Annotated in this window: 18 protein-coding genes; 11 read left to right on the forward strand and 7 right to left on the reverse strand. The window is 65.7% G+C overall.

Annotation, left to right across the window (positions count from 1 at the left end; translation table 11 throughout):
* Window position 1 precedes the first annotated feature (1 nt).
* From ACCQ00_RS04450 to ACCQ00_RS04465, 4 genes are all read right to left on the reverse strand, one after another.
* Window positions 2-1048, reverse strand: coding sequence for an ABC transporter substrate-binding protein (locus ACCQ00_RS04450; RefSeq protein WP_039583866.1), 1047 nt, complete (start codon window positions 1046-1048; stop codon window positions 2-4).
* A 40-nt stretch (window positions 1049-1088) separates the two neighbouring features.
* On the reverse strand, window positions 1089-2006 hold the full coding sequence (locus ACCQ00_RS04455; RefSeq protein ID WP_039569458.1) for a TauD/TfdA dioxygenase family protein: 918 nt from the start codon (window positions 2004-2006) through the stop codon (window positions 1089-1091).
* A gap of 248 nt (window positions 2007-2254) precedes the next feature.
* A complete protein-coding gene (locus ACCQ00_RS04460; protein ID WP_039569460.1) occupies window positions 2255-4738 on the reverse strand; it encodes an ABC transporter permease in 2484 nt (827 codons plus the stop codon).
* Window positions 4735-5334 carry an ABC transporter ATP-binding protein gene (locus tag ACCQ00_RS04465; RefSeq protein ID WP_039569462.1) on the reverse strand — a complete coding sequence of 200 codons (600 nt, stop codon included), beginning with the start codon at window positions 5332-5334 and terminating at the stop codon, window positions 4735-4737. Before ACCQ00_RS04465 ends, ACCQ00_RS04460 begins: the two co-directional genes overlap by 4 nt.
* 109 nt (window positions 5335-5443) lie before the next feature.
* Between ACCQ00_RS04465 and ACCQ00_RS04470 the strand changes: the two genes are divergently transcribed.
* From ACCQ00_RS04470 to ACCQ00_RS04480, 3 genes are all read left to right on the forward strand, one after another.
* Complete coding sequence (locus ACCQ00_RS04470) at window positions 5444-6112, forward strand: arylesterase (RefSeq protein WP_170922310.1); 669 nt, start codon at window positions 5444-5446, stop codon at window positions 6110-6112.
* Between the two features lie 91 nt (window positions 6113-6203).
* Window positions 6204-6917 carry a response regulator transcription factor gene (locus ACCQ00_RS04475; protein WP_002811889.1) on the forward strand — a complete coding sequence of 238 codons (714 nt, stop codon included), beginning with the start codon at window positions 6204-6206 and terminating at the stop codon, window positions 6915-6917.
* Window positions 6918-7063: 146 nt separating this feature from the next.
* Window positions 7064-8335: a sensor histidine kinase gene (locus ACCQ00_RS04480; RefSeq protein ID WP_017157324.1), complete on the forward strand. Its 1272-nt coding sequence runs from the start codon at window positions 7064-7066 to the stop codon at window positions 8333-8335.
* A gap of 423 nt (window positions 8336-8758) precedes the next feature.
* On the opposite strand, the gene ACCQ00_RS04485 is transcribed toward ACCQ00_RS04480, so the two are convergent.
* Window positions 8759-9460 carry an SGNH/GDSL hydrolase family protein gene (locus ACCQ00_RS04485; protein WP_039569465.1) on the reverse strand — a complete coding sequence of 234 codons (702 nt, stop codon included), beginning with the start codon at window positions 9458-9460 and terminating at the stop codon, window positions 8759-8761.
* 182 nt (window positions 9461-9642) lie between these two features.
* Here ACCQ00_RS04485 and ACCQ00_RS04490 point away from each other — a divergent pair, with 182 nt between their 5' ends.
* The 8 genes from ACCQ00_RS04490 (at window position 9643) to ACCQ00_RS04525 (ending at window position 15297) form a co-directional block, all read left to right on the forward strand.
* Window positions 9643-10023: a diacylglycerol kinase gene (locus ACCQ00_RS04490; RefSeq protein ID WP_039569468.1), complete on the forward strand. Its 381-nt coding sequence runs from the start codon at window positions 9643-9645 to the stop codon at window positions 10021-10023.
* A gap of 96 nt (window positions 10024-10119) precedes the next feature.
* Window positions 10120-10746, forward strand: a complete 627-nt coding sequence (locus tag ACCQ00_RS04495; RefSeq protein ID WP_017157321.1) for a LemA family protein — start codon at window positions 10120-10122, stop codon at window positions 10744-10746.
* Between the two features lie 331 nt (window positions 10747-11077).
* Window positions 11078-11971, forward strand: coding sequence for a TPM domain-containing protein (locus tag ACCQ00_RS04500; RefSeq protein ID WP_099770668.1), 894 nt, complete (start codon window positions 11078-11080; stop codon window positions 11969-11971).
* Window positions 11971-12462: a TPM domain-containing protein gene (locus tag ACCQ00_RS04505; protein ID WP_039570727.1), complete on the forward strand. Its 492-nt coding sequence runs from the start codon at window positions 11971-11973 to the stop codon at window positions 12460-12462. The genes ACCQ00_RS04500 and ACCQ00_RS04505 overlap by 1 nt, the downstream gene beginning before the upstream one ends.
* A 53-nt stretch (window positions 12463-12515) precedes the next feature.
* On the forward strand, window positions 12516-13406 hold the full coding sequence (gene lgt, locus ACCQ00_RS04510; RefSeq protein ID WP_039570730.1) for a prolipoprotein diacylglyceryl transferase: 891 nt from the start codon (window positions 12516-12518) through the stop codon (window positions 13404-13406).
* Window positions 13403-14197 (forward strand): thymidylate synthase, encoded by a 795-nt coding sequence (locus tag ACCQ00_RS04515; protein ID WP_039570734.1) that lies wholly within the window; start codon window positions 13403-13405, stop codon window positions 14195-14197. The genes lgt and ACCQ00_RS04515 overlap by 4 nt, the downstream gene beginning before the upstream one ends.
* Window positions 14198-14230: 33 nt before the next feature.
* Window positions 14231-14806, forward strand: a complete 576-nt coding sequence (locus tag ACCQ00_RS04520; RefSeq protein ID WP_039570737.1) for a hypothetical protein — start codon at window positions 14231-14233, stop codon at window positions 14804-14806.
* A complete protein-coding gene (locus tag ACCQ00_RS04525; protein WP_039570740.1) occupies window positions 14803-15297 on the forward strand; it encodes a dihydrofolate reductase in 495 nt (164 codons plus the stop codon). Before ACCQ00_RS04520 ends, ACCQ00_RS04525 begins: the two co-directional genes overlap by 4 nt.
* Window positions 15298-15348: 51 nt before the next feature.
* Here the strand turns inward: ACCQ00_RS04525 and ACCQ00_RS04530 are convergent, their stop codons facing one another.
* Window positions 15349-16305: a symmetrical bis(5'-nucleosyl)-tetraphosphatase gene (locus ACCQ00_RS04530; RefSeq protein ID WP_039570744.1), complete on the reverse strand. Its 957-nt coding sequence runs from the start codon at window positions 16303-16305 to the stop codon at window positions 15349-15351.
* Between the two features lie 28 nt (window positions 16306-16333).
* Complete coding sequence (gene apaG, locus ACCQ00_RS04535) at window positions 16334-16717, reverse strand: Co2+/Mg2+ efflux facilitator ApaG/CorD (protein ID WP_007965232.1); 384 nt, start codon at window positions 16715-16717, stop codon at window positions 16334-16336.
* Window positions 16718-16753 lie beyond the last annotated feature (36 nt).

Below are 16753 nucleotides of genomic sequence, written 5' to 3' on the forward strand. Positions count from 1 at the left end.
CTCAGCTCCCGCCCGCAATCAGCGGGTCGTCGAAAAAGTAATCGCCCACCTTGCCGGGCGCCTGCTTGATCGCCCCGCTGTGCTGCATGAACTTGCCCAGCCCCAGCGTGTTCTGCGGTGCCACGGTGAACTGCACCTTGGGGTCCTTGAGGATCTGCAGCACCAACGCGCGGTCGATGCCCGAGCCATTGCGGCGCAGGAAGATGTCTGCCGCCTGCTCCGGATTGGCAGTGACGAACTTCGCTGCCTGGTCCAGCGCCGCGACAAACGCGCGGTAGGTCCTGGGATTGTCCTTGCGGAATTTTTCGGTGGCATACAACACCGTTGCCGACGACGGCCCGCCTTCGATCTCGTAGGAACTGGTGACGATATGCGCGGCCGGGTTACGCGCCAGTTCCTGCTCCTGAAACGGCGGGCTGGCGAAATGCGCGGTGATTTCGGTGCGGCCACGGATGATCGCCGCGGCGGCATCCGGGTGCGGCAATGCCACCTGCAGCGCGTCGAGCTGATGGGTGCCCTTGCCGCCCCAGCGTTGTTGCGAGGCATGCTGCAGAAACCGCGACTGCACCGAGACACCCGTTGCCGGCACCGCAATGCGGTCCCTTGGCGTGAAATCGCCGATGGACTTGATGCGCGGAGTGTTGCTGATCAGGTAGTACGGGAAATTGCCCAGCGATGCGACGCCACGGACATTCTGGCGGCCGCGCGTGCGGTCCCAGATCGTGAACAACGGCCCGACACCGGCACCGGCGATATCGATCGAACCGGTCAACAACGCATCGTTGACTGCCGCCCCGCCGGAGAGCTGCAGGAACTGCACGTCGATATCCACACCGGCGGCCTTGCCCTGCTGTTCGATCAACTTTTGGTCCTGCGCCACGTCCAGCAGCAGGTAAACGATGCCGAATTGCTTGGCGATCCGCAGCTTGCCTTCGGCCTGCGCCTGCGCGCTGTGCACCAGCGGCAGCGCGGCCAACACCAGCAGCGCGATGCGCCGCGAAAAACGCCGGCGCGGCACAGGAGCGTGGGAAGAGACAGTCAAACGCATGCGGCGCTCCAGACGAGAAGGGGAGGGAACAGGTGCAGGCTCAGAACGGCGCATCGCCTTCGATGGTGGTGCGGTTGAGCCGACGGCGCAGATGATCCGGCGTGCCCGCAGCCAGATGCATCACCGAACGGTTGTCCCAGAACACCATGTCGTGCGCCTGCCAGCGATGCCGATACACCAGCGCAGCATGCGTGGCGTGTTCGAACAACCTCTGCAATAGCGCGCGGCTTTCGTGCTCGGGCAAGCCGACGATGCGAGTGGTGAAATGCTCGCTGACGAACAGCGCCTTGCGGCCGGTTTCCGGATGCGTGCGCACCACCGGGTGCTGCACCGGCGTGACCTCGGCAATCTGCTCCGGCGTCAATGCCGGGCGCCACGGATTGCGCGCTCGCAACTCCTCGTACTTGGCCAGATAACTGTGTTCGGCACGCAGGTCCTGCACCGTGCGTTTGAGCGATTCGGGCAGCGTTTGCCATGCCAGGTGCTGGTTGGCAAAGAGGGTGTCGCCGCCTTCGCTGGGCAGCTCCTGCGCATGCAGTAGCGATCCCAGGCTCGGTGTTTCCTTGTAGGACAGATCCGAGTGCCAGTAATGCCCGGCATCGCCCAGCCCGATCGGCTCGCCGTTCTCCTTGATGTTGGACACCACCAGCACTTCCGGGTGCCCGCGCAGTTGAAAGTTGCGCAGCACGTGGATCTGCAGCGGCCCGAAGCGACGGCTGAATTCCACCTGCTGCGCCGGTGTGATGCGTTGATCGCGAAACACCAGCACGTGGTGATCCAGATGCGCACGGTGGATACGCGCGAAGGTGGCGGCATCCAGCGGTTGCGCAAGGTCCAGGCCGATCACCTCGGCGCCCAGCGGAGCGTCGAATGGCACGATCCGGACGCTGGAGGTCTGCACGGGGGAAGACGCATCGCGCGGCGTGTGCACACGCGTTGCGGAAGTGATGCTGGCCATGACGTGGCACCTCGACGGCAACGAAAGGCCGCCTGGGCCGGCGGCCGGACACACCACTCTAGGCAGTCGTGCCACCGCTGCGAACGTACGATTTGCAAGGTACTTATGCGCTGCAGACATATGCAGCGCTCACCGACGCGCGAGGCCTCTCGCCCCGGTCGCCACAGCGTCCGTTGCCTGGCGTGCAGCACCGCCACCAAGCCACCCGCCGCATGCCGTTACCCGCATGCGACGGTTCTTACCCGCACTTACTCGCTTCGCAATGCCAGCGCCGGCGGCGTGGACAGAATGCGCCGGGTGCCCGACCAACCCGCCAACAGACTCAACGCCAACCCGAACGCGCCGCCGAGCAGCAGGCGCGGCCAATCCGGCGTCAACGCCATCTCGAACGCCTGCTTCCCCACGACCGCGCCGATCACGGCCGCAGCGGTCACCGCCAACGTCGCCGCCAGCACGCCGAGCGCGCCGAATTCCACCAGGACCGCCCCGCGTAACTGGCCACGGCGTGCGCCCAGGGTGCGCAACACAGCGCTGTCGTAGCGGCGTTCGCCGGCGGTGGCCTGCAACGCGGCCAGCAACACCAGCACGCCGGCCAGCAGGCTGAAGCCCATCACCAGTTGCACCGCCTGTGCCACCTGGTCGATGACCTCGCGCACGCGGCCCAGGATGGCATCGATATCCAGCAGCGAAATGTTCGGATAGTCGCGACTCAGCGCCGCCAGCTTGGAGGCATTGCCCGGCGGCAGGTGGAAGGCGGAAATCAGGTTGTACGGCGCATCTCCGACCGATCCTTGATTGAGCAGCAGGAAGAAGTTGACCCGAAACGAATCCCAGTCCGCCTTGCGGATGCTGGTCACGGTGAACGTGCGTTGCTGCTCGCCCAGCAGCAGGGTGATGCGATCGCCCAGCTTGAGCTGGTAGCGCTGCGCCCAGCCTTCTTCCACCGAGGCTTCCGCCGCGGTGCTGTCGGCCGCCCAGAACTTGCCCTGCAGCAGCGTATTTGCCGGCGGAAACGCGTGGCGCCAGGAAAAATTCACCGGGCGGTTGTCGCCGTCGCCATCGTCGGCCGGGTCGCGGTCGCCACGCACCGGCGGTTTGTCGTTGATGGCCACCAGGCGCCCGGTGGAAAACGGCTCCACGGCCGCATCATTCACCCCCAGACCGCGCAGCGTCTGCAGCACCGGCTGGGTTTGTTCGGGCTGGATGTTCATCAGAAAGTAGTTGGGCGTATCCGCCGGCAGGCGGTCGCGCCATTGAGCGAGCAGGCCCGGGCCGACCACCGCCAGCAGCAACAGCGCGCACAACGACAGCGACAGCCCGACCAGTTGCACCACGCTCAGGCCGCGGCGCCGTGTCAGCGAGGCCAGGCCCAGTTTCCAGGCACCGCGCAGGCGATGCTGGATCGGCCGCAGCAACGCGAGCAGGCCCAGCCCCAGCAACATCGCCACCAGTGCCAGCGCGGCCAGGCCGCCCAGCACCCAGCCGGCCAGCACCAGATTGCCGGTGGCATAGACGGTGAGCGCGAGCGTGGCGGCCAGTGCTGCGCCGTACACCAGCAACGAGCTGGGCGGCACGGCAGCAAAGCTGCGGTTGAGCACGCGCATCGGCGGCACGTTGCGCAGCCGCAGCAGCGGCGGCAGGCCGAAGCCCAGCAACAGCACCAGGCCGATGCCTGCACCGGCCAGGGCAGGGGTGGCCTGCGGCAGCGGCAGCCGGTTCGGGATCAGGCTGCCCAGCGCCTGCACCAGGCCTTCCTGCGCGAGCATGCCAAGCCCGATACCGACCAGGCAGGCCGGAATCGCCGTCAGCAGCAGCTGCAGCGACAGCATCGCCAGGATGTCGCGTTGGCGGGCACCCAGGCAGCGCAAGACCGCCACGGTGTCGATGCGTCGCATCGCGAACCGGTTCGCCGCCAGCGCAGTCGCCACGCCGGACAACAGCACGGCCAGCAATGCCGACAAGGCCAGGAAACGGCCGGCGCGATCAAACGCCGCACGCATGCCGCGTTGGGTGTCTTCGATACCGACCAAGCGGTACTCGCTGGCGCGGGGTTTCAACCAGGCACGCAGATCGGCGATGGCATCCGGTGCGCCGGCGAACATCAGCCGATAGGAAGCGCGGCTGCCGGGGCCGAGCAGGCCGGCGCCGTCGATATCGGCGCGATTGACCAGCAGCGGCGGCGCGAGCTGCATCAGCTCACCGGAGGCATCGGGCTCGGCGCGCAACACGCCGGTGATGGTCAGATGGCCGGCACCGAACTCCAGCTGCTCGCCCACGTGCAGGCCCAGTGTTTCGAGCAGGCGCGGATCGGCATAGGCCTGGCCCGGCGGCGGTGCGCTGGCGGCGCGACCTTCCGTGCCGGTGCCGTCCCTGGACACCAGCAACTGCCCGCGCAGCGGGTAGCCGGCGCCGACGCCGCGGATATTGGCCATCTGGCTGGCATCGCCATGGAACAACACGCTAGGGAAGCTGACCATGCGCGTGCTCTGCAGGCCGCGCCGTTTGGCTTCTTCGGCAAAGTCGGCCGGGATTTCCTGCCGCCCGGTCACGCCCAGGTCGCCGCCAAGCACTTCGGCCGCACTGGAGGTCAGTGCGAGCGTCACCCGGTCGACCAGGGTGCCCACTGCGGTCATCACCGCCACGCCCAGCACCAGCGCGGCGAACACGGTCAGCAGGTCCCCGGCCAGGAATTCGCGGCGCACCGCGCGCGCGGCTTGTCGCACGACGTTCATGCGGCCGGACCGGTCTGTGCGTGCAGGCGGCCGCTGTCGATGCGGTAAATATGGCGACAGCACTGCGCCAGCGTCATGTCATGCGTGACCAGGACCAGCGTAGTGTCGCTGGTGGCGTTGAGCGCGAACAGCAGGTCGCTGATCTGCGCACCGGTGGCCTGGTCCAGGCTGCCGGTCGGTTCGTCGGCGAACAGGATGCGCGGGCGGGCCACGAAGGCGCGCGCCAGCGCCACGCGTTGCTGCTCGCCACCGGACAGCTGGCGCGGATAATGCCGCGCACGTGCGCTCAGGCCCACGGCCTCCAGCACTTCGCGCACCCGCGCCGGATCCTCGCGCCCGGCCAGTTCCAGCGGCAGTGCGATGTTTTCTTCGGCAGTCAGTGCCGGCAGCAGGTGAAAACTCTGGAACACGAAGCCGACGTCGCGGGCGCGTAGCGCAGCGCGGGCTTCTTCGTCGAGCTGGCCCAGGTCCTGGCCCGCCAGCGCGATGCTGCCGCGGCTGGGCAGGTCAAGCCCGGCCAGCAGGCCGAGCAGGGTGGTCTTGCCGGAACCGGACGCGCCGACGATGGCGATGCTGTCGCCTTCACTGACCGTCAAGCTCACGTTGTCGAGGATGTGGAGCGTTCCCTCCGGGCCACTGACGGACTTGCCGACCTCGCGAACGTCGATGGCGGTGCGGGTGCTGAAGCGGGGGGCCAGACTGTCGATGAGGAATCTCCGAATGCGTGAAAGAACACTGCGATATGGCGTGCTGGCCCTGTGGCTGCTGACACTCTCCCTGCTTGCGCCGGGGATTGCCTCTGCCAAAAGTCCGGTCGCCACCGCGCCGATCCTGGTCGTCGGCGACAGCCTGAGCGCTGCGCACAACATCCCGGTGCAGTCAGGCTGGGTGACCTTGCTGGACCAGCGCCTGAAGCGTGACATGGCGACGCCCCCGGCAGTCGTCAATGCCAGCATCAGCGGCGAAACCACCTCCGGCGCGCTGACCCGGCTGCCGGGCCTGCTGGAAAAGCACCGCCCCGGCGTGGTGGTCATTGAGCTCGGCGGCAACGACGCGCTGCGCGGGCTGACCCCGGCCCAGCTCAAGGGCAACCTGGAAAAGATGATCCAGCTCAGCCAGCAAGCCGGCGCCAAGGTACTGTTGCTCGGGATCGACGTGCCGCCCAATTACGGCCCAGCCTACCGCGAGCGGCTCAAGGCGACCTATGCGGACCTCTCCAAACAGTACAAGACCGCGCTGGTGCCGTTCTTTTTGGAGAAGGTCGCGCTGCAGCCTGGCCTGATGCAGGCAGACGGCTTGCATCCCACTGCCGCCGCGCAACCGAAGGTGCTGGAGACGGTATGGCCGGCGTTGCGCCCGCTGCTCGGCCGCTAACGACGGGGCAGCGCAAAACGTTATCCAGTCTTCACGCCCTTTCCACCGTCGATCCGGCATGTTTCACAAAGCTGAAGACCGAGGAAAGTCCATGCGTCAGACCAAGGAAACGTCCGGCCTCGTGCTGGTCGTCGAAGACAACCGCAATATCTCCGAAATGATCGGCGAGTACCTGGAAGGCCGTGGCTTCGAGGTCGACTACGCGCAGGACGGCCTGGATGGCTACCGCCTTGCCGCGGAGAACAGCTACGACGTGGTCGTGCTGGATCTCATGCTGCCACGCCTGGACGGCATCGAAGTGTGCCGCCGCCTGCGTAACGACGCACGCAAGTCCACCCCGGTGTTGATGCTGACCGCCCGCGACACGCTGGACGACAAGCTCACCGGCCTGGGCTTTGGTGCCGATGACTACCTGACCAAGCCGTTCGCAATTCAGGAACTGGAAGCGCGCCTGCGTGCCCTGATCCGCCGCGAGCGTCGCCAGGTGGGCTCGGAAGTGCTCAAGGTCGCCGACCTGGTGCTGGACCCGGTGAGCATGCGCGCCACCCGTGCCGGCACCGAGCTGCAGCTCTCGCCGATCGGCCTGCGCTTGTTGACCATCCTCATGCGCGAATCGCCGCGCGTGGTCACCCGCCAGGAAATCGAGCGCGAAATCTGGGGCAATGGCCTGCCGGACTCGGACACCTTGCGCAGCCATTTGTACAACCTGCGCAAGATCATCGACAAGCCGTTCGACCGTCCGCTGCTGCACACCGTGCAGAGCGCCGGCTATCGCATCGCCGACATCGCCCAACCGATGGCGTGATGTCATGTGCCGGCCGCCGTTCTGGCGGCCGGCTGCCTGCGGTGCAGGCGCTCGCGCGCCGATCGATCTCCTGTGCTGCCGGCTGGTTGCACGAAGGACTCACGGAGGCGCTGCCTATACTCCGGCGCTCTTCCCTGGATGCAGCAATGCCACACGGGCTCCCGAGAAAAATACGTCTCGCCTTCCTGCTGCAGGTCGCGCTGGCGAGCCTGGCGCTCGTGCTGGCCGGGTATCTGGTGTCGTTCGTCATCAAATACAGCCTGGTGCGCACCGTGCTCGCCGACGAGGCCGTGCATTTCTGGCAGATGCAAAAGAGCGTGCCGGACAATCGGCCACCGAATACGCGCAACATCCAGGGCTATTTTTCGCCTGCCGGTGCTGCCCCCGCCGCTGCGCCGGCCGCGCTGCGCCACCTGTCTCCGGGTTTCAGCGAAGTGGCTGCCGCCGATGCGCTGGTGTATGTCGATCAACGCCCGGAGGGGCGGCTGTATCTGGTGTTTCCGCGCTCGCGTGCCGCGCATCTGACCTTGTGGTTCGGTGTGGTGCCGGCAATCGTGGTGCTGGTGGCGATCTATGGCGTGTCGTGGTTCACCTATCGGGTTTCCAAGCGGCTGGTCTCGCCCATCAGCTGGCTGGCGCGGCGTGTGTCGCATTGGGATCCGCGCAACCCGGATGTGGACGAACTGGCTCCGGAGCGGCTGCCTGCCGAATTGCAGGGCGAAACACGCCAGCTGGCCGCCGCGCTGCATGCGCTGGGGCTGCGCGTCAGCGAGCATGTCGCGCGCGAACGCAATTTCACCCGCGATGCCAGCCATGAATTGCGCACTCCGCTCACGGTGATCCGTGTGGCCAGCGACATGGCCTTGGCCGACGACGAATTGTCCGCACGCACGCAGCGCAGCCTGCGCCGCATCCAGCGTGCCGGCCACGATATGGAAGCGGTGATCGATGCGTTCCTGATCCTGGCGCGCGAGGCAGAGATCGACCCGCAAAGCGAAAATTTCGATGTGGCCGAGCTTGCCAGCGAAGAACTGGAAAGCGCCCGCGAACTGCTCGGCGACAAACCGGTGTCGTTGCGCATGGTCGGCGACCGCAGCCTGCAGATGTTTGCTCCGCCCAGGGTCATGCGGGTGGTGCTCAGCAATCTGTTGCGTAACGCCTGCGCGTACACCGATACCGGCAGCATCGAGGTCGAGGTGACCCACGACCGTATCGTGGTCCGCGATACCGGCATTGGCATGAGCGAAGAGGCGCGTGCCCGCGCGTTCGAACCCTTCTTCCGCGCCGATCCCACCCGCCCGCAAGGCACGGGGCTTGGCCTGTCGATCGTTCGTCGGCTGTGCGATCGCTTCGGCTGGCGTATCGAACTGCAGAGCGAAGCCGGGGTCGGGACGTCGGTGGCGGTGATCGTTGCTTAAGGCGGCACTCGGGGTCTTGGCGCGTGCTGATAACGCCTTGCTGCCGGTCAATAGGCAGGCAGCGATGGCAGGAAGACCACGCACGGCTGCTGCACGCGCGATTGGCTAACCGCTTCGATCACTTTACTGGCCGCTCGGCAGCCGGAACGCTCGACTTGGTGCCAACAGTGCAGCGCCCCCGGTGCATGCATGCCAGCAGCGTGTTTAGCGACGTTGCAGATGCTTGGCATCGCCGGTATCTCTCGCGCACCGCAAACCCCATCGCCGCGTGCCGAAACCGCAGGCGCCTACGACAGTTGTGTCTCAAAACAGGCCAGCAGCCTGCCGCCACGATAAAAACGCGCCGCCATGGAGCGGCAGCCAACCTCGCGCCTGCAGCCGGCCGATCCGGCGACAGGCGTGCCGGATCGGCTCGGTTGCGTTCTAGCGTTGTTCCAATACCGGTGCCACGACCTTGCGCCAGATCGCGTACCCATCGGCCGTCATGTGCAGCCTGTCGGCGCGGAACAGTTCTGCGCGCGGCTTGCCGCTGGCGTCGAGCATCGGAGTGTAGATGTCCACGAAGTCCACCCGCGGCAGGGGAGCGAGCGCCTCCTTGATCAGGCGGTTGGCCGTGATCACCGCCGGCAGCAACTGCGCGCGCGACGGGCTGGGCTTGATCGACAGATAGCTGATGCGTGCCTCGGGCAGGTCGCGGCGTACACGTGCCACGAATGCCAGCACGTCATCGCGCACCTGTTCGGGCGTGCGGCCGCTGTTGAGATCGTTGTCGCCGGCATACAGCACAACCTGGCGTGGCGCGTATGGAATCACGATGCGGTCTGCGTACCAGGTGCTGTCGCGCACTTCCGAGCCGCCGAAGCCGCGATTGATCACCGGTTTGCCAGGAAAATCCTGCGCCAGCGTTTCCCAGAACCGGATCGATGAGCTGCCGACGAACACGATGCCGTGCTTGGGCGGAGGCTGGCGCGCGTCGCTCTCGGCGAAGCGTTGCATGTCTTGTTCCCAGGCGGCATTTGAAACCTGGGCCGGCACGGCCGGAGCAGTGTGCAGGGCGTCGGCGTACGCATGGCCGGACAGAAGGGCGAGGGCGCACAGCACGCTGCGCAGGCGATGGATGGTCATGCAGGAACCTTCAACAGTGAAGCGGGCTCCCATGGTGCGCCAGGCTGGAAGCTGAGGGCAAACCTGCAGGCAGCTGGCGGGGCGGGGCGCCACGGTGCAAGATTCGCACTTTCCCCAGCAGCGACCATGCCATGCGTTCGACTTGTTCCCCTTTTCGCCCCTGCGGCAGGACGCACTGACGCATGGCCGATCAATTGGGGCACGTCCCGCGCGGTCCGCGCCGCATGCTCAAGGCGGCGATCTGGTCATGGCAGGGATTGCGCGCGGCGTGGCTGCACGAATCCTCGTTCCGCCTGGAGGTCTGTCTGGCAGCCGTGCTGATACCGCTCGGTCTGTGGCTCGGGCAGTCGGGACTCGAGCGCATTGCACTGATTGCACCACTCTTGATCGTGCTGGCGGCCGAACTGCTGAACTCTGCCATCGAAGCGGTGATCGAACGCTACGGCCCGGAACACCACATATTGGCCGGGCGTGCCAAGGACATGGGTTCGGCGGCGGTGTTCGTGCTGCTGATCAATGTGCTGCTGTGCTGGGGATTGATCTTGCTGCCGCGGCTGTGGTGACGCGCGGCAGGCAGGGCGAACCGGGCAGGGAGGTGTGCATGCGGGCTTGACTTGGCACGTGGCATGCTCGGGCCCTCTTCCAACGGAATCGCCTGCATGCCTGTCCTGATTCGCGCCCTGGTGTTGCTGATCCTGACCGCGTCGCTGTCCGGTTGCGGCTATAACGCGATCCAGCAGAAGGAAGAAGGCGTCAAGGCCGGTTGGTCGGAGGTGCTCAATCAGTATCAGCGCCGTGCCGATCTGATTCCCAACCTGGTGCGAACGGTGCAGGGCTACGCCCAGCAGGAACGCCAGGTCCTGACCGAGGTGACCAATGCGCGCGCGCGCGTCGGCCAGATCCAGGTCAACGCCGATGACGAAGCGTCGTTGAAGCAGTTCCAGCAGGCGCAAGGCGAATTGGGTAGCGCGTTGTCGCGGTTGTTGGTGGTCAGCGAAAACTATCCGCAGCTCAAGTCGGACCAGTCGTTCCGCGATCTGCAAGTGCAGCTAGAAGGCACCGAGAACCGGATTACGGTAGCGCGTGGCCGCTATATCCAGACCGTGCAGGACTACAACACCTACATCCGCTCGTTTCCGCAGGTGATCACGGCCAAGATCTTCGGATACCAGCCCAAGCCCAATTTCAGCGTGGAAAACGAAGCGCAGATCTCGCGGGCCCCGCAGGTGGATTTCGGTACGCAGCAGGCGCCGCAGCAACAGCCCGCGCCGCAGCCTGCGCAGTAATCAGCTGCTGTACGTGTCCGGCGCCTGTGCAGTCGTTGCCAGCAAGCGCGGTACGCGCTGTCGAACGACGCACAGGCACCTGCCACGGCAACGCATGCCGAGGTGCACATCGGTCCGAATCTGCAGGCCAGACCGACAGAGGGGAGCGCTGGCTTCTCGCCCATCGGGGAGGGGGGAAGTGAAGGGAAGGCGCCAGGGCGCGCAGTCGTTCCGACCACCCGTGGCCTCGCTTCGGGCGCACCCTTTCTGCAAGAGGCAATGTCCTGCAGTGAGAAGGAATCGCAAACCCAGCGCTGATCGACGGTCAGCGCACATCAGCTAGGAGTCGGCAATGCGGCGATTGTGTGTGCGAGTGGTGTGGATGATGGCGTTGCTGCTGCTGCCGGCATCGCTGCTGGCGCAGGAGTTGGCTGCCATCCCGCCGCTGCGCTCGCCGGTGGTCGACGTCACCGGCACCCTGGATGCGGCGCAGATCCAGCAACTTGAGCAACAGGCGCTGGCCTTGCAGCAGCGCAAGGGCGCGCAGCTGCAGATTTTGATCGTGCCCACCACGCAGCCCGAAGCGATCGAGCAATACGCCCAGCGCGTGTTCGACCAATGGAAGATCGGCCGCCAGGGCGTGGACGACGGCGTGCTGCTGCTGGTGGCCAAGGACGACCGTCGCGTGCGCATCCAGCCAGGTTACGGGCTGGAGGGCGCCATTCCGGACATCACTGCCAATCGCATCATCCAGGAGTATCTGGCGCCGCGCTTCCGCGAGGGCGATTACGCGGGCGGCATCACGGCGGCGACCGCAACACTGGCTGGCCTGGTCGAGGGCGAGGTCCTGCCGGCGCCGGTCAGCGGGCATGCCGATGGCGGCAACGGCACGGGCGGCGGTGGCTGGATCATGGCGCTGTTTATCGGCTTCGTGGTGGCGATGGTGGCGCGCGGCATCCTGGGCGCGCTACCGCGCCCGCTGCGCGCGCTGCTGACCGGCGTTGCCGCTGGCGGCGCGGCATTGCTGTTGACGTCGTTGCTGTTCGCCAGCGCAGGTGCGGCGGTGATCGGTCTGCTGGCTGGTTTGGCCTCCGGCTCGCCGGGCCGCTTTGTCGGTGGCGGTGGCTGGGGTGGCGGCGGCTTCGGTGGATTTGGCGGCGGCGGCCGTGGCGGGTTCGGCGGTGGTGGTGGTTGGGGCGGTGGCGGCGGGTCATCAGGAGGCGGTGGCGCCTCGGGGAGCTGGTAATGCGGTGGCTCAGGCATCTTTTCGCGCCCTCGGCGCAGCGCATCTTTCCAGCCGCATGCATGGATTCCATTGCGGCGGCGGTGACTGCGAGCGAGCGCTCGCACACCGGCCAGATCATGGTCGCGGTCGAGGCTGACCTGCCACTGCAGGCATTGTGGCGCGGACACAGCGCACGCCAGCGCGCCGAGCAGGCCTTCGCGCAACTGCGGACCTGGGATACCGAAGCCAACAACGGGGTGCTGATTTACCTGCTGCTGGCCGACCACGCCATCGAGGTGGTGGCAGACCGCGGCCTGCGCAGCCGGGTGCCGGAAGCGCGTTGGGCAGAGGTGTGTCGGCGCATGCAGCAGTTCCTGCGCGAAGGCCAGCACGAAGCGGCGGTCCTGGCCGGCATCGAGGCGGTGACCGAGCTGTTGGCCGAGCATTTCCCGGCCCCCGACGGCGCGCAGCATGAAGACGAGCTACCTGACCGGCCGCGGATCTTAGGTTGAGCGCGTACGAGGTGTCAGAATAGCGGCCTCGCTCTATGTGATACGCGGTCCGCATGATCTATTTGCACGCCATCGACCCCATTGCCTTCTCGCTCGGCCCGGTGCAGGTGCACTGGTATGGCTTGATGTACCTGGCGGCGTTCTTCTCTGCCTGGGCGCTGGGCCGTTCGCGCATCCTGCGCGGTCGTCTGCCTGCGGTAGACATGGATGGTTTCTCCGATCTGCTGTTCTACGGCATGCTCGGCGTGGTGTTGGGCGGGCGCATCGGCTACATGCTGTTCTATGCGTTCGAGACCTTCCTGGCCAATCCGCTGATCCTGTTCAAGGTCTGGGAAGGCGGCATGAGCTTCCACGGTGGCCTGCTCGGCGTGTTGATCGCTTGCTGGCTGTGGGCGCGCAAGCACCGGTTGCACTTCTTCGATGTGATGGACTTTGTCGCCCCGCTGGTACCGCTGGGTCTTGGTTTCGGGAGGCTCGGCAATTTCGTCGGCGGCGAGTTGTGGGGAAAATTCACCCAGGCCGGCTGGGGCGTGATCTTTCCGCATGCGCCGGAGCTGGCCGACCGGTTGCCCGCGCAGATCCAGGCGCAGTACGCCGCGGGCGCCTTGAACCAGTTCGCCCGCCACCCCTCGCAGCTTTATGAAGCTGCGCTGGAAGGCGTGGTGATGTTCGTGGTGTTGTGGACGTTCTCGATGAAGCCGCGCGCACGGTATGCGGTCTCCGGCCTGTTTGCATTGCTGTATGGCGTGTTCCGTTTCATCGTCGAATTCGTGCGCGTACCCGATGCACCGATCGGCTACCTGGCCTTCAACTGGCTGACGATGGGCCAGATTCTGAGCCTGCCATTGATTGCGGTTGGCCTGGTATTGCTGGCGATGTCGCGCCGCGCGCCGGTGTTGCAGCCGGTGCTGCCGGCGCCTGCGGGCGTGGAGGCTGCCAAGTGAAGCCGTACCTGGAGTTGTTGCAGCACGTGCTGGAACACGGCGCGGAGAAGTCCGACCGCACCGGCACCGGCACGCGCAGCGTGTTCGGCTGGCAGATGCGCTTCGATCTCAACGACGGCTTTCCGTTGGTGACCACCAAGAAGCTGCACCTGCGCTCGATCATCCATGAGTTGCTGTGGTTCCTGAAGGGCGACACCAATATCGGCTACCTCAGCGACCACCAGGTGCGCATCTGGGACGAGTGGGCCGACGACAACGGCGATCTGGGGCCGGTGTACGGCAAGCAGTGGCGGCGCTGGACTGGCCCGGACGGCGTCGAGATCGACCAGATGCAGTGGCTGGTGGATGAAATCAAGCGCAATCCGGATTCGCGTCGCCTGGTGATCAGCGCCTGGAATGTCGGCGAGCTGCCGCAGATGGCGTTGATGCCGTGCCACAGCCTGTTCCAGTTCTATGTGGTGAACGGCAAGCTCAGTTGCCAGCTCTATCAGCGCAGCGGCGACATCTTTCTGGGCGTGCCGTTCAATATCGCCAGCTATGCGCTGCTGACCCACATGGTGGCGCGGGCCACCGGGCTGGGCGTGGGCGATTTCGTGCATACGCTGGGCGATGCGCACTTGTATTCCAATCACTTCGAGCAGGCACGCGAGCAGCTGACGCGCACCCCGCGCGCGCTGCCCATCTTGCGTTTGAATCCCGATGTCACCGACCTGTTCGCGTTCCGCTTCGAAGACATTGCCATCGAAGGCTACGACCCGCATCCGGCGATCAAGGCGCCGGTGGCGGTCTAGACTCAGCCTGGCCCATAACTGACTAGGCGCCTCATGCAGAAGATGAGTCTGTGCATTGCGCTTGTATTCTGCCTGCTGACACCCGTGGCGGAAGCCCGGAAAGTGGCGGGACTGTCTCCAATCGAGCAGTCACGTCAAATCTACTTGCGAGTCTTTCAGCCGCCCTTGCACCAACAGATGGTGCAAGGTTCGATAGACGACTTGCTCAAGGTGACGGAAGCCCAAGCGAAATCCAAGTGGCAAGATAACTGTCCTGAAATGCAGCCTGCGCTGTCTTCGATGCTGGATAGGCAGTTGCGTCCGTCACTCGAAAGGATGATGAACGATCCGGCGCTCGCAGAGAGCATCATCGCGGCCATGCAAACGACACTCTCCGCGAGCGAGCGCGTCATGGCGACGGCGGCTCTAGACTCCGGAAACGACTTGGTGGCCACTCAATTGATCTACAACAACCAAGCGCTCGCACTGGAAGTGGGTGCGATCATGGAAAATACGTTGCGGGAAGCTCAGCCAGCCCTGATGGAGCTGGTCAAGAGCGGAAGTTTGAGCTTGAGGCCGATTGCCGAGATGTGCGATGCGCGCTTAATTCAAGGCCAGGGCAAAGAATGAAACTTTCGCTGATCGTCGCCTTCGACCGCAACAATGCCATCGGCCGCGATAACGATTTGCCATGGAAATTGCCGGACGATCTCAAGCGCTTCAAGGCGCTGACGCTGGGCAAGCCGATCCTGATGGGGCGCAAGACGGCGCAATCGCTGGGGCGTGCGTTGCCGGGGCGATTGAATCTGGTGCTGACCCGTTCGGGGCAGGTGCCGTTCTACGGCATGCAGGCGGTCGCATCGGTGGAGCAGGCGATCGAATGCGCCGTGCAGGAGGGGGCGCAGGAGCTGTGCGTGATTGGTGGCGGGGAGGTGTATCGCCTGACCATGGAGCGTGCCGATCTGCTGGCCGTGACCGAAGTGGACACCGCAGTGGATGGCGCCGACACGCATTTTCCGCCGATCGACCCAGCGGTGTGGTCGCCGGTGAGGCGCGAGTTACATGCTGCCGACGCCCGGCATGCCCATGCGTTTTCGTTCGTGGACTACGAACGCCGCTGAGCGATGCCGTGTCGCGCCCGGCACCGCGATGGCGACGGGCGCCTCGCGCGCTCAGTCCTGTGGCGGATCGACCGGCGGCTTGGGGCCGGCCGCTGCGTTCCCCGCATTGCCGCGATTGCCGCGCGAACGCTGACGTCCCTGTCGCTCACGTGGACGCCGCGGCGCGCGTGCGGCCGGTGCCGGCCCGGTCACTTCGCGTCCGGGCACCTGCACCACGCGTAGTTCATCGCTATCCAGCTGCAACGCCGTCAGCTTGCCGCCCCAGACCGCACCGGTATCGATCGCATGGACGCCCTGGGTGATCGTCAGACCCAGCGCGGACCAGTGCCCGCAAACGATCTTCAGGTCGCGCTCGACCCGACCCGGTACTTCGAACCAGGGATACAGGCCCTGTGCCTGCGTCCCCGGCGTGCCCTTGTCGTCGGTGGCGATACGCCCACGCGGGGTGCAATAGCGCATGCGGGTGAACAGATTGATGATGGCGCGGCTGCGGTCGTAGCCGCTCAGGCCAGGCGACCAACCCGGCTGGTCGCCGTACATATTGCGCAGCAGCTTGCGATAGCCGCCGCCCTGCAGTTGCTGCTCGACCTCGCGTGCGTGTTTTTCGGCCATCTGCGTGGTCCACTTCGGCGCCAGCCCGGCGTGGATCATCATCCAGCCCAGCGCGCGGTCCACGTGCGCCAGCTTCTGCATGCGTAGCCAGTCCAGCAGCGCATCGCGATCTTCGGCCATCACGATGCGCAGCAGATCCGGATTGACCTTGCGCTGCTCTTCTTCCGAACGCGCACCGATCGCCAGCAACGACAGGTCGTGATTGCCCAGCACCACCACGCTGTGCGCGCGCAATGAATGCACCAGACGCAACGTTTCCAGCGATTGCCCGCCGCGGTTGACCAGGTCGCCGCAGAACCACAGCGTGTCCTGGGCGGGGTCGAAATTGATCTTCTCCAGCAAGCGCTGGGTGATGTCGTAGCACCCTTGCAGGTCGCCGATGGCCCAGACGCTCATTGCGTGCGCTCCCTCACTCCAGCATTCATCAGTGCAGCGTCCTGGGCACGCTCAGCACGAAGGCGGCGATCGGGGCGATAAATTCGGTGCCATCGTCGGCCACCATGTCGTAGTGGCCTTGCATCTGTCCCTGCTCGGTCTCCAGCAGCACGCCGGAGGTGTAATGGAAAGCCTCGCCCGGGCGCAGCCACGGCTGTTCGCCGACCACGCCTTCGCCATCCACCTGCTCGGTGCGACCGTTGCCATCGGTGATCTGCCAATGGCGCGCGATCAGGCGCGCAGGCACCGCGCCCGCATTCTGGATGCGGATGCTGTAGGCAAAGGCGTAGCGGCCTTCGTCCGGGGTGGATTGATGGGCGAGGAAGCGGGGCGATACCTCGACCTCGACCCGGTAGCGCGGATCATCTTGCATGGCGAAAGTCTAAATAAAACGGTGTGGGAGCGGCGC

Source organism: Xanthomonas sp. NCPPB 3761 (assembly GCF_041475705.2).
Classification (GTDB): Bacteria; Pseudomonadota; Gammaproteobacteria; order Xanthomonadales; family Xanthomonadaceae; genus Xanthomonas; species Xanthomonas phaseoli.